This is a genomic window from Nostoc cf. commune SO-36 (assembly GCF_023734775.1).
Taxonomy (GTDB): domain Bacteria; phylum Cyanobacteriota; class Cyanobacteriia; order Cyanobacteriales; family Nostocaceae; genus Nostoc; species Nostoc commune_A.
In genome coordinates this window covers 6,606,328-6,618,616 of record NZ_AP025732.1, presented here as the reverse complement: position 1 = coordinate 6,618,616, position 12,289 = coordinate 6,606,328, and the positions used below count along the sequence as shown (strand labels likewise).

11 protein-coding genes and 2 pseudogenes are annotated in these 12,289 nt (G+C 38.0%); 6 read left to right on the top strand and 7 right to left on the bottom strand.

The annotated features are described in order from the left end of the window. Nucleotides 1-19: 19 nt before the first annotated feature. The 3 genes from ANSO36C_RS29790 to ANSO36C_RS34595 form a co-directional block, all read right to left on the bottom strand. Nucleotides 20-220 (bottom strand): hypothetical protein, encoded by a 201-nt coding sequence (locus ANSO36C_RS29790; RefSeq protein WP_251957691.1) that lies wholly within the window; start codon nt 218-220, stop codon nt 20-22. 249 nt (nt 221-469) lie between these two features. Next, on the bottom strand, nt 470-2,338 hold the full coding sequence (locus ANSO36C_RS29785; protein WP_323374539.1) for a sensor histidine kinase: 1,869 nt from the start codon (nt 2,336-2,338) through the stop codon (nt 470-472). 53 nt (nt 2,339-2,391) lie between these two features. Further along, nucleotides 2,392-3,282 carry a hypothetical protein gene (locus ANSO36C_RS34595; protein WP_323374538.1) on the bottom strand — a complete coding sequence of 297 codons (891 nt, stop codon included), beginning with the start codon at nt 3,280-3,282 and terminating at the stop codon, nt 2,392-2,394. 349 nt (nt 3,283-3,631) lie between these two features. Here ANSO36C_RS34595 and ANSO36C_RS29780 point away from each other — a divergent pair, with 349 nt between their 5' ends. Together ANSO36C_RS29780 and ANSO36C_RS29775 are read left to right on the top strand one after the other, a co-directional pair. Continuing rightward, a complete protein-coding gene (locus ANSO36C_RS29780) occupies nt 3,632-5,713 on the top strand; it encodes a cache domain-containing protein (RefSeq protein ID WP_251957690.1) in 2,082 nt (693 codons plus the stop codon). Between the two features lie 140 nt (nt 5,714-5,853). After that, entirely contained in the window at nt 5,854-6,249 is a 396-nt protein-coding gene (locus ANSO36C_RS29775; protein ID WP_251957689.1) for a sensor histidine kinase, read from the top strand. A gap of 378 nt (nt 6,250-6,627) precedes the next feature. On the opposite strand, the pseudogene ANSO36C_RS29770 reads toward ANSO36C_RS29775, so the two are convergent. Then, a pseudogene (locus ANSO36C_RS29770) lies at nt 6,628-7,576 on the bottom strand (SGNH/GDSL hydrolase family protein). A 132-nt stretch (nt 7,577-7,708) separates the two neighbouring features. On the opposite strand from ANSO36C_RS29770, the pseudogene ANSO36C_RS29765 reads away from it, so the two are divergent. Next, a pseudogene (locus ANSO36C_RS29765) lies at nt 7,709-7,842 on the top strand (ISAzo13 family transposase); the annotation flags it as partial. On the opposite strand, the gene ANSO36C_RS29760 reads toward ANSO36C_RS29765, so the two are convergent. From ANSO36C_RS29760 to ANSO36C_RS29755, 3 genes are read right to left on the bottom strand one after another with little or no spacing between them, the layout of a single operon-like run. Further along, on the bottom strand, nt 7,840-8,151 hold the full coding sequence (locus tag ANSO36C_RS29760; protein WP_323374537.1) for a hypothetical protein: 312 nt from the start codon (nt 8,149-8,151) through the stop codon (nt 7,840-7,842). The pseudogene ANSO36C_RS29765 and the gene ANSO36C_RS29760 sit on opposite strands and share 3 nt — an antisense overlap. Then, entirely contained in the window at nt 8,111-8,287 is a 177-nt protein-coding gene (locus tag ANSO36C_RS34590) for an HNH endonuclease (protein ID WP_323374536.1), read from the bottom strand. Before ANSO36C_RS34590 ends, ANSO36C_RS29760 begins: the two co-directional genes overlap by 41 nt. Then, on the bottom strand, nt 8,257-8,526 hold the full coding sequence (locus tag ANSO36C_RS29755) for a hypothetical protein (RefSeq protein WP_251957688.1): 270 nt from the start codon (nt 8,524-8,526) through the stop codon (nt 8,257-8,259). The genes ANSO36C_RS34590 and ANSO36C_RS29755 overlap by 31 nt, the downstream gene beginning before the upstream one ends. Before the next feature lie 371 nt (nt 8,527-8,897). On the opposite strand from ANSO36C_RS29755, the gene ANSO36C_RS29750 reads away from it, so the two are divergent. The 3 genes from ANSO36C_RS29750 to ANSO36C_RS29740 are packed head-to-tail and all read left to right on the top strand — an operon-like array spanning nt 8,898 to nt 12,238. Then, nucleotides 8,898-10,013 (top strand): DUF262 domain-containing protein, encoded by a 1,116-nt coding sequence (locus ANSO36C_RS29750; protein WP_251957687.1) that lies wholly within the window; start codon nt 8,898-8,900, stop codon nt 10,011-10,013. After that, nucleotides 10,013-11,377 (top strand): DUF3696 domain-containing protein, encoded by a 1,365-nt coding sequence (locus tag ANSO36C_RS29745; RefSeq protein WP_251957686.1) that lies wholly within the window; start codon nt 10,013-10,015, stop codon nt 11,375-11,377. The genes ANSO36C_RS29750 and ANSO36C_RS29745 overlap by 1 nt, the downstream gene beginning before the upstream one ends. 3 nt (nt 11,378-11,380) lie before the next feature. Further along, on the top strand, nt 11,381-12,238 hold the full coding sequence (locus tag ANSO36C_RS29740) for a hypothetical protein (RefSeq protein ID WP_251957685.1): 858 nt from the start codon (nt 11,381-11,383) through the stop codon (nt 12,236-12,238). The last annotated feature ends 51 nt before the right edge of the window (nt 12,239-12,289 follow it).

Here is a 12,289-nt window from a genome sequence, read left to right as displayed (position 1 = left end):
CTAAATCCCCCTTAAAAAGCTACGGTGTACACACAAGTCTCTTGACTTGCATCTTAGTTGTATCAACCTGCACCTTTGTTGTATCGACTTGCATCTTAGTTGTATCAACCTGCATCTTAGTTGTATCAACCTGCACCTTTGTTGTATCGACTTGCATCTTAGTTGTATCAACCTGCATCTTAGTTGTATCAACCTGCACCTTTATTGCATCAACCTGCAAAAATTAACCCACCCTACGTTACACAGCAACTTTAAAAGACTTGTGTGTACACGGTAGCCTTTTTAAGGGGGGATAGGGGGGATCAAAAGGTACTGAAAATCACAGCTAACCACTTTTCAAACAACCTCTAAGACTTGTGTATACACCGTAGCCTAAAAGGAGAGAGGTCAGAGTGTATTGCATAAACGAGAAACGCTATATTTATTTTATTTTGGTTAAAATTTTAACCACATCAGATGATGTTGACAATTAAATAGCTTGCTGGTTTAGCGGAATTATAATTACAAATTCTGTCCCCTGTCCAGGAGCAGAAATACATTGTAATGTTCCCTGATGTTTTTGAGTGATAATCTGATAACTAATAGATAAACCTAAGCCAGTACCTTTACCAACTGGCTTAGTAGTAAAGAATGGTTCAAATAATTGTTTTTGTAACTTTTCTGGAATGCCTATTCCATTATCACCAATGCAAATAACTACCTGATTTTCGCTAGTAAGTTTAGTATGAATCCGTATCTGAGGAGTAAGAAGCGCTTTTTCCTTTGCTCCCCATGCACCATTTTCCACTGCCTCTTCTAAAGCATCGATCGCGTTTGCCAGAAGATTCATAAATACTTGATTCAGTTGTCCAGCATAACATTCTACTAATGGCAGATCGCCGTACTCTTTAATAATTTCAATTGTTTGATAGTTAGATTTAGGTTTGAGGCGATGTTCTAGAATCATCAACGTATTATTTATACCCTCATGGATATTCACAGCTTTCATTTCTGCTTCGTCTAACCGAGAAAAGTTTCGCAGAGATAAGACAATTTCTGTGATTCGTTCTGCACCAACTTTCATAGAAGTTAGCAAGTTGGGCAAATCTGCAATCAGAAAATCTAAGTCGATCGCTTCTGTTTCTTTTTGAATTTCCGTTACTGGATTAGGATAGTTTTGCTGGTACAATTGCAGCAATCTGAGTAAATCTTGAATATATTGATTGGCATAAGTGATATTGCCAGAAATAAAATTGACTGGGTTGTTGATTTCGTGCGCTACACCTGCTACCAACTGCCCCAAACTAGACATTTTTTCACTATGCACTAGTTGAGATGCTAACTGCTTTGCTTCTTGGCGCAATTGTGCTTCTGAATATCGCAATATCTGCTCTGCTTGTTTGCGCTGGGTAATATCGTGGAGAATGACGACATACTCTTGAAAATCTTGATGGGGTCGGTCTGAAATCGAAACTTCTAAGATTTTGTTTTTCCCATTGCCGAGTATAGTTTGTTCGCTACGCTTTTTCCACTGCTGTGAATACTCATAAACTAATGCAGGTAGCCATTTTTTCAGGTGATTTCCCCGCAACTCAGATGGGGTGACACCAAAGAATGATTCAGTGGCTGGGTTAGCTTGTCGAATAATGCCTTGCTCATCTACGACTAAAATGCCATCTTGAGCGACAGTAAACAAGTGTTCGGCAGCTTCTCTTGCTTCTGCGATCGCAACTACTTGGGGTAAACTTGTCCAACAAGCGATCGCTACTCCCACAAATGCGACACTCATCAACAGCACTACAAATATATTTTCACCCCCCGCAGTTGCCACTTTATTCAGTTTGACACCAAATAACCAGCCAACTCCCACGGCGCTGCACAGTAAAAAAATCAGAATGCTCACCTGAATAATTACTGAGTCTTTGATGATTATTACAGGGCGCTTGCGATGTCGCCGCATCCACCAACTGAGATGAAACGGGGGGAAATTTACACGGCGAATTACTGCATCAATTGCCATAACACCAATGGGAAATAATAACCCAATTAGCAAGTTGAGCCAACCCCAGGCTAGTCCACCCACTACCAGCACTACAACTTCTAACAGCAGAATGCCCAGAGATAAGCGAGGGAACAAAACTTCTGAGCGATCGCGCCCAAGCCAAAGCCCCAAATGCAGTAACATAAAGGAGACAAACCAACCGATGTTACCAACAGCCACGATTCGCGCTACATCTCCCCAAATTAAATAGATTAAGCAAAACACCAGTGTCAACATCAATGCTGGAGTAAACACACCCCGACGGGATACAACAGAAAATACTGGTGAGATGTGGTTATCTAAAGCTAGTTGATACAAAATTCGCGGGCAATTAGAAACGACTGTTGCCGAACCAAGTAGACAAGCAGCTACTAGTAAAAAGAAACACTTACACTAGCGAATCTTCCCCAAAATGGCTGGGAAGCTGCCACAAGATTTAAGAAAGCATTATCTTTAAGGTCTGGATTTGTTGCTAACCGCATTACTACCCAAGATCCCCCGATAAAGATGGGTGGCATCATCCAAGCTGCAACGTCTAGAAAGCGTAGCGTCTTGGTGGGGTGGCAACTATCGGCGACGAAAGAAGAAGCCGTTTCACAGCTATAGGTTGCATAAGTGACGAAAAAGAACCACTTTGCCCAATCCACAAAGCTCAAAGATGACCAACTGCTCGGAAAAAACCCAGGACTAACGGGAGAAAAAGCTAACCAACTAAGACCTTGGACACAAAAGGTAATTAGCAGTCCCAAGGCTGGAATTACAAAAAACAAATGTAAAATACTTAGGGCGCGAGTACCGCTAAACGCCACGATAAAAGGCAACAGTGTAAAGCCGATATCCAGAAAGATGTCTGGACAGGTAACACCCAGCGCCTGCAAATTCACTTTAATCAAATCTCTGAGTACGATTGTATTAACTGACAGGTAGGAAACCCAGGTGAGGAGGTAGCCAATGGCTGCATAGCGAGCTAGTCCTGGGTAGTTTTGCAGTAACTTGGTAGCATAGTTAGGTGTTCCTCCGGCCACATTTATGAAATGCATACCCAAGCGTTTTACCTGATAGTTAAGCAGCATTCCAAAAATCACCGCAGGTATCCAAACAAAAATAGCTTGGACACCGAGAGCAGCATGAATTGCTGGAACCAATGCTGTCCAAGAAATATGAGCTGTTAAACCAAAGCCCCAACTTTCAACAGCACTCAGGCTTCTAGTCAAGCGAGGGTAAGAAGATTGGCCCAAAGTGGAATGATTAGGATGGAGCATGATTAGCCGGTTTGGATGGGATATTGTAATTAAGCTTATTAGTTAGAGTTCCCATCTTTTAAATGTTGTGAACAAAGACTTTTTGCTCGGTATCATATTTAGATATTTGGTATACGAACTGAAAGATTCTCTTCAAGTAAGTAGGTCTGATTAAACATGAAATTTGATAATATTTCACCTGTCAAAATCGACAAGTTCAGTTAATTAACGTTTTGTTCTTTTGCCAGAAGTGGTATATTGGCACTTGACCCGACCGAGTACAAACTATGCATCAGCCCACAATACAGCGAAGTCGAGGTGTTGTACTCAGTACTACAAGATAGGAAGGGGTAGCATGGAAAGTGGGCAAATGAACAAAAATTTTGGACAAGGTGGTGCTTTTTCACTGTTTAAAGGCGTACCTCTAAAGCTGATTTTAGTAGCGTTGTTTCTGCTACAAATCTCGCTAGCTGTGGGATTGACTGGATACTTGTCAATTGACAATGGACAAAAAGCAGTCAATGAAGTAACCAGCAAGTTGCGTCGTGAAATTGGTAATCGAGTAGAGCAAAATTTACAAACTTATTTATCAACTCCGCGTCAAGTACTAGGCAGTAACCAAAATATTATTGATCTGGGGTTGCTGAAGATAGAAAATCTGGCAACCTGGGAGTCATACTTAATAGAGCAGTTAAAGATTTTTCCCGATGCGTTGATTTTAACGGCAAGTAATGAACAGCAAGAACACTTAGCGGCAGAGAAGCTTAACGATCGCGAATTCTTACTCAGAAAAGCCGGAAAGTCAACTGGTTACGACCTCTACACGTACAAAATTGACTCTCAAGGTCAACGTACTCAACTACCAGAGGTGATTAAAAACTATGATGCGCGATCGCGTCCTGATTATCAAACAGCAGTTACCGCCAAAAAGTTCAGCTTTAGTCAGATATTTACACCCCTCACTGAACCAACGCTGCTCATTGGTGCATCTCAACCCATTTATAACTCACAAGGTCAGTTACTCGGAGTCAACAGCACTTTAACTCATTTATCACAAATTGGAGATTTGCTGCAAAACATCAAAGTTGGCAAGTCTGGACAGATATTTATTATCGAGCGATCGGGGCTATTAGTTGCAAGTTCCACAACCGAAGAACCATTCCGCTTACAAAATGGTAAACCCATTCGGTTAGCAGCTACCCAAAGCAGGAATTATTTTACTCAAGCAACCGCTAAATATTTAACGACTAAATTTAATAACTTTGACCAGATTAAAAGTTTACAGCAACTAGATTTCTCAGTTGATGGCAAACGACAATTTTTAGAAATTAGACCGTTACAAAGCGAATCAAATGTCAACTGGTTGATTGTGGTAGCTGTTCCCGAAGCAGATTTGATTGGACAGATTAACCGCAACGCTCAAACTACAATTTTTCTCTGTCTGGGAGTATTAGGTTTAGCTATTTTATTGGGGATTATTACTGCTAATTGGTTAACTCAGCCAATTTTGTATATCAGCAATGTGATAAAAGATTTAGCCAATTTTAATTGCAAAGACTCAATAGTGAAAGTACAAGGCATTAAAGAACTAGAAGTGCTGGGTGAATCTTTTAATGAGATGGCGCAAGAGTTACAGAAAAACTTTACTGCACTAACTAACAAAAATGAAGAATTAGAACTACAAGTTAAGCAGCGAACTCAAGAACGCATGAACAGTGAGCAAAAACTACAAAAGCATCATCAAGTACTAGTAAAACTGGCAAATCATAAAGCAATTTCAGAAGGAAGTTTAGAAACAGCATTCAAAGTTATCACCGAAAAAGCAGCAAATGCTTTAGAAGTAGAGCGAGTAAGTGTCTGGTTATTCAATAGCGACCGCACCAAACTACAATGTATAAATCTCTATGAACGTAGTAACCAGATACATTCGGCAGGTTTAGAACGCAACCTTGCAGATTATTTAATCTACTTCAAAACCCTGGCAGCTTCGAGTACTATTATCGTCACCGACACTCGTACCGATCTCCGAGTACAAGAATTATGGGATGAATTACTAGCACCAAAGAATATTGTATCTCTAATTGATACTTCTATTTGGGTTGGGGATAAAGTCGTGGGAACGGTATTGTATGAGCAAATTGATGCTCCCCGAACATGGGAACTGAGTGAGCAAAACTTTGTTAGCTCAATTGCAGAATTCGTCGCCTTGACTTTAGAAATCTGCGAGTGCAAACGTGCAGAATCTGCTCTGCGTGAGGCTAAAGAAGCTGTTGAAGTGGCCAATCGTGCCAAAAGTACCTTTTTAGAAAACATCAGCCACGATCTGAGAAATCCTTTAAGCTCTATTCTAGAAATGACACAAGGACTTCAAAGTGAAGTGTATGGCCCTGTGAATGAAGAACAGCGCCAGTCCTCTAAATACGCTCGAAATCTAGCGGTAAGAACTTACTAGAATTAATTAACCAGATTCTTGACTTTACCGATACCGAATCTAGCAAGATAAAACTGCAACTAGCTACTACTTCAATTCAGGAATTATGTGATTCCAGCCTAAGTTTTGTCAAACATCTAGCGTTCGAGAAAAATATCCGGTTGAGGGCACAAATACCAGAAAAACTCGAACCTATCCAAATTGATGAAGTCCGCATTCGCCAAGTATTCATTAACTTGTTGACTAACGCTATCAAGTTTACTAAAGAAGGAGGCGAAGTCTGGATTGAAGTCCAACCAAGTTCCACAAATGAATATATCTTTTTCAGCGTAGTAGATACGGGTATTGGTATGCTTTCCGATGACCTTTTCAAATTATTTCAACCTTTTGTGCAGGTTGAAAATTCTTCTACCCATCGTTCTCCAGGCACTGGTTTGGGATTAGTAATGGTGCAAAAAATTGTCGAGTTGCATGGTGGTACTGTCCATGCCGAAAGTCAGTTAGGCAAAGGCAGTCGATTTACAGTCAAACTTCCTTGGAAAAAAGTGAGGGAATGAGTAATGAGTAATGAGTAATGAGTAATGAGTAATCCCGGATTTCTCACTTGTGATAAATCCGGGTTTTGCTCACCATTGGAAATATCGTCTTTCATAGTCAAACATATTTGTCTAATACAAATGTAGTTGCATTGTACTGCTATAAAGGACAATTATTTTGTCAAGTTTGGTAAAAGCTTGGAGAACAGCGATTTTTGATAGAGGACAGATAATTTGTCGAACACCTGAAAGTGGACAACTAATTTGGCAATCATTCTCTGCTAGACTGAGCCTCAAACGACAAAACCCTTATTATGCAAGGGTTTTAAGATAAGTATTTAAAAAAAAATTATTTTGTCAAGTGGTCAAATAATTTGGCAATCGACATCTGTTGTCGATTTACGACTCCTCCAGTATTTCCAAAAGCGATCGCTCCATAACTTCATTGACAAATTTATTGCCTTGCAAGTTGAGGTGAATGTGGTCGTGAAATAAACCTTGTGGGTTAATGGTTGAATTGAATATCGGCAAAAAAGTCTACATAAGTAATTTGCTGTGCTTTCGTAAAATCGCTCAAGCGCTGACGTGCTTTAATTTCGTAATCGCGGGGGCCTGGTTCGCCAATTTCTCGGAGCAAGGGAGTCATGACTAACAAAAGTTGGCTGTTGGTTTGACGAGTCAGGGCTTGAATTTTAGCGATCGCCTCCAGATTAATCCCCACGCGATCGCCTGGTTCATTTTGCACTGCTTGTATTTCGGGTATTGGCTTTTGCTTAAGGATATAACGCTGCCACACTTCCACTAACGCCAGAGGAGGTTTACGATCTGGGTAATTGCGATCGCGTCCTACTGGTAAAGAAGTGGGAGCAGTAGCAAACAAATCATCAGTATTAATTATTAACACCACTGCTTGCGCGTTGAAATCGCCAAACTTCTTTAAATAAGCTAATTCGTTCCTTGGCCCCCAAGAGTTAGCGGAAGCATTCAGCACTTCCACCTCCTGATAATTACTATTACTTGATGATGCCAGAGAACGCCTCATCAAACTAGATATTGTATTTGTTTGATCTGTCCACCAGCCACCATTAGCGATAGAATCACCTAACAATAAAACTCGCAGTCCTGAAGGTGCAGGCATCTTTTCTGGCGAACTACCTCGCATAGAATATTCATTAATTTCAATGCGATTACCAAAACGACGGGTACGCTGGTTAGGAGCCAATAAATAACCAATTTCCTCATCGCCAATATAAATCAGAGGATTACCAAAACCAAACAGCGATCGCAGTCCAATTTCAACTACCAAAAACAATCCCACAACCACCGCCGAAATTACGATCAGTACCATCTTCACCTACTCACACCCTTTTATACTGAGTTACTGTTCAACGATAGTAACTGATACATTGGGCTTTGGGCATGGGGCATTGGGCATTGGGAGTTAAAGGGACTTCCAGAAAATAAACTATTCCATTAACAATTAGGTTACAAGCTCAGAAGGGTCAAGAAAGTTCAACCTCAAAAAAAATTCCACAGACTGATGCAATTTTTGAGCAATTAGACATAGTAAACAAAGCCGCAGATGAAGATAAGAGTGTTTTACGTCTAATTTTATTCTTGACGTGGATCTGACTGGGGTGGATGCCAACCCGCTTCTACCCAAAAGCGACGAGCAACTTGAATCGAAGGCTCATCCCGACGTTCATCATTGAAGTCAAAGCGATAGCTAGTAGCTCTCCCTGTAGAAGTTGTACCTACAATTTTTGTCCCGTCTTTTGTCCAGATAAAATGCTCAGACCATTGTTGCTGACGGGGATGAAATAGAGGGACTTGTTTTTGAGTGTTGGGATCAGTACCTACTGTAAAATTATAGTGACGCTCATTACAGCGATGACAAGAAGACAGCCAAATTATCCAATTCATCAGAGCCACCCAAAGACTGCGGCATGATATGGTCAATGGTAAAACGGTCTGAACTCAAGTATTCTGGAGAGTGACAGTATTCGCAGAGATATTCAGCTCGTTTTCTTACAAGTCTTCGAGTTTGTTCGGACACCATTTACTTTTGGCTGCTAGTTGAGCGTTAATCAAGGTAAATATTCGCTCAAGTTCGGAAATGCCTACATATTCAGCTTCTTCTTCAGGAGTGAGCGCATCAGCTTTTTTCTTCTGCAACAGTTCTTCAAAGCGAGACTGTAGCTCATCGGTAAATTTAAAAAGATAAATATCACCGAATTCGCTCATCCTGATACCAGAAGATATTAAGGATGAGGGTTGAACCATCAATTGAGTAGTCATTGTGTGTTCACAGTGCCTTTGGTTCTATTGTGCCTCAATTAATCAATGATTATAACGGTGTGGAGGAGTGCAATCGAGTAATTTTCAGATAATTCTACGTATAATAACTTTTACCTATGTTATCGATAACGAGCATACTAGATATTCAGGGAAAAACGAGCCACACGCACTGACTACGGTTGCTGAGTTAAGCGGCGAAGATTGTTTAGAGTAAGTTGGAGATTTGGCAAAAGTTTAGCTTAGGCTGTAGTGGATGTAGAGGACATTCTGAGTGGCTAGGAGATGTCATAATTAAATTATCAGGTGCTTTAAAATCCACTGCAAGTCCCAACAATATCGCTTATATCAGTCAGCAAAAGGAGTAAAGATAAATGGATATTGAAGTACAAGATAGTGATGTAATTGAAAAAGATGAAGATACTGTTGAAGAAGATAGAAGTGATAATGGGGGGTTGTATCCTTATGACCCAACCACAGCAGATATTGACATTAGAGAAGACCCCCAAACAGTTTTCGAGTTAATGAGAAAATATAATAATAATAAGCTGATAATTGATCCTGATTTTCAACGTAATCTAGTTTGGACACCACAAAAGAAAAGTAAATTTATTGAATCAGTAATCCTTAACTTTCCATTACCCCCTTTGTATGTTAATCAAACTGTAGAAGGTAAGTATATTATTGTAGACGGGTTACAAAGAACATCGACCTTACACGAATTTGTTAATGATGGATTTAACTTAACAGGCTTAGAAGCTTTAACAGATTTAAATGGATATAATTTTTCAGAACTTAAAGAGTTGCCAGGTGACTATCAAACAAGAATAGAAGATAAAAAACTTTATATATACATTATTAGACCTTCTGTACCAGCCAAAGTTGTTTACGATATTTTTAATAGAATTAATACGGGTGGAACAAATCTTGAGCGTCAAGAAGTCCGAAATTGCATTTTTTCGGGAAAATCGACTAGACTCCTCAAAGAGTTATCAGAAAAAGACTATTTCAAAAGAGCTATTGATTATGGAATATCCCCTAGAAGGATGAAAGATAGAGAAGTTATTTTGCGCTACTTAGCATTTAAAATTTTTGATTATGAAACAGAATATCCAGGTGAATTAAGCGATTTCGTGGAAAAGGCGATGAAAGAAATTAATCTGATGAAAGATGATAAGATAGAACTTTTAAAAAATGATTTTTTGAGAGTTATGAATTTAAGTTTTGAATTTTTTGGACGAAGAAACTTCCGTTTACCAGCAGCAGAAAGGAGAGGAAGAATAAATATTGCTATTTTTGAATCTGTTTCTTATTTTTTCTCAATTAACAGTAATAATTTTTTACAAAACCATAAAATGAATATTCAGCACAACTTTGATAAGTTACTACAAAATCCAGAATATATTGATGCTATAAGATATGCTACGAGTAGTAAAGCTAAAGTAATTACTAGATTTAAACTTGCACAAGAAGTTTTAGGGAATATTTAATGATTACACAAATAGAATTAAAAAATTTTAAAGTTTTTAAAGAAAAAACATCTTTCCTATTAGGTCAAATAACACTGTTAACAGGAATAAATGGATGTGGTAAGTCTACGCTTCTTCAGTCTTTGCTATTAATGAGGCAATCTATTGAGCATAATGATAGTGCGTCTCAAGTTGTATTAAATGGTAGTTGTGTAAACTTAGGTAGCTTTACAGATATTAAAAACACTAGTATTTCCAGAAATGAATCAATCAAATTTATCTACCATTATGAAGATAAACATATTCTGAATCCTAATCAAGAAGATAATCTCAAACTTCACGGGTATGCAGAATATGATTTTGAGGAAAATTTTGAAGATGATATGGTAGCTCAGATAAGCAATATTACTTTTTCTGATCAAGGGATCATAAATTTTAATAGAAAAAAATCTGATTATGGATTTGAAGGAGTATACAAAAAGATTAAAGATTCAAATATTTTGAATCTAAATAGATTTGATTTTGATGAAGGAAACCAAGGTGAATTACCAGGGCTAGTACCGGAACGAACAGGATCTTGTCGTCTTCTTAATTTATTACCTTTCTATGGTGAGGGATATGATTTTAAAACCCCAGAAAAATACAGCCTCAGATTGGATGTATATTCGTTGCATAAATCTCTGTACTTTTACAAGATACATTACATTTCAGCAGACCGTTTAGGCCCGCAAGAATTTTATCCTAAAGCTACTTTGAACAAATTTCCAAATGTAGGAGCAAAAGGAGAATTTACAGTTAACTTACTCTATAAAAAGAGAGATGATTTAATCAATGAAAAGTTATGTCTAGGTCAAGATGCCAAGACTTTATATACTCAAACAGAAGAATGGCTTAATGAAATTTTCAATGGAGCAAAGGTCGAAATTCCTAGTTCTGACAGTAATATACTCGAACTTTTATTTAATACGAGTAATTCAAAAGAGCGTTTTAAACCAGCTAATGTTGGGTTTGGATACCATTGTATTTTGCCAATTGTTGTTTCAGGATTGATTGCTCAACCAGGTGAAATATTAATCGTAGAAAATCCAGAAGCACATTTGCATCCAAGAGCGCAATCCCGATTAGCTCAATTTTTAGCTAGAGTTAGCAGTTGTGGTGTACAAGTTTTTATTGAATCACACAGCGACCACATCTTGAATGCTCTGCGGATAGCTGTTCTTGATACAATTGTCACTCCAGACGATTTAAGGATATTATATTTTCAGCAAAATCCAGAGCAGCCAGTAGTGCAAATCCCCGTCCAGCCAAACGGAGGAATTGAAGAATGGCCAGAAGGATTTTTTGACCAAATGGATAAAGATTTCTCTCGGCTTTTTGGAATGTAAGTAATGGAAATATTTATTAACGAAGTATCCCTAGAAGGACAGTTTATAACAGAGGCAGAATTCCGGGATGCTATAAAAATTTTTAATTCGATTTTTGAATTAATTAATCAAAAAATTAAAGATAAAGAACTTTATAAAGAAGATAGCAAGATATATGCTAATTATGAAGCAATCAAAGGATTTAGTTTCAATGCTAGTCTTAACCAGCTGAAAGATAAATCCTTAAGAACTGCTTTTATTAATGTCGTATTCAATAAGTCAAATCCCAAAGAATGGCGTAGAGAGAAGTTGCATTCTTCAGAAGACTTATTTGATTGCTTAACTATTGACAATGATTATAAAAATGTTTGTGATACTTCTTTGGCAGAAGTAGCTGAACGAAAAAGTCAAAATAGTAATAAAGAATATCTGTTAGTTAATTTTATTAATTCTAGTTTTCAAATCACTCACCCAGATATTGTTAACTGTTGTTTAATTACAGTCATTAAAAATAATATTGAAGACAATGAGATATGTATAGATGGTGTTGATAGTAAACCAGCACTGGAATATTGGTTAGAAAATAAATTAAATCTAAGCTTACTAGAATATTCTTTAGATGTTACTGAACCTCCAAGAGATGAACAAACAATTTTACGAGATACGATAAGATTTAGAAAAACCTCATTTAGGTATGATGGAAGATTTGTTTACTGTGAATTAACGACATCACGGTATTGGTATCTAGACAATTTACATGAGGGTAAAGCTGCTCACTTAGAAGTTTTTGATAAAAGAGGATTTCATATTGGAGAAGCTGACTTGCAAGGTAATATTGATACTGCTAAAAAAGATAAAGACAAAACTATTGATTTATGCTGATAAATACTTGCTCCTCAGCTATTCACTTTAATATCACTACATAGCTTCTAA

Bases quoted from the DNA above. Each gene is read 5' to 3' on its own strand.
- ANSO36C_RS34595 (WP_323374538.1), bottom strand. From the start codon at position 3,282: ATGCTCCATCCTAATCATTCCACTTTGGGCCAATCTTCTTACCCTCGC.
- ANSO36C_RS29780 (WP_251957690.1), top strand. From the start codon at position 3,632: ATGAACAAAAATTTTGGACAAGGTGGTGCTTTTTCACTGTTTAAAGGC.
- ANSO36C_RS29760 (WP_323374537.1), bottom strand. From the start codon at position 8,151: ATGAATTGGATAATTTGGCTGTCTTCTTGTCATCGCTGTAATGAGCGT.
- ANSO36C_RS34590 (WP_323374536.1), bottom strand. From the start codon at position 8,287: ATGGTGTCCGAACAAACTCGAAGACTTGTAAGAAAACGAGCTGAATAT.
- ANSO36C_RS29755 (WP_251957688.1), bottom strand. From the start codon at position 8,526: ATGACTACTCAATTGATGGTTCAACCCTCATCCTTAATATCTTCTGGT.
- ANSO36C_RS29750 (WP_251957687.1), top strand. From the start codon at position 8,898: ATGGATATTGAAGTACAAGATAGTGATGTAATTGAAAAAGATGAAGAT.
- ANSO36C_RS29745 (WP_251957686.1), top strand. From the start codon at position 10,013: ATGATTACACAAATAGAATTAAAAAATTTTAAAGTTTTTAAAGAAAAA.
- ANSO36C_RS29740 (WP_251957685.1), top strand. From the start codon at position 11,381: ATGGAAATATTTATTAACGAAGTATCCCTAGAAGGACAGTTTATAACA.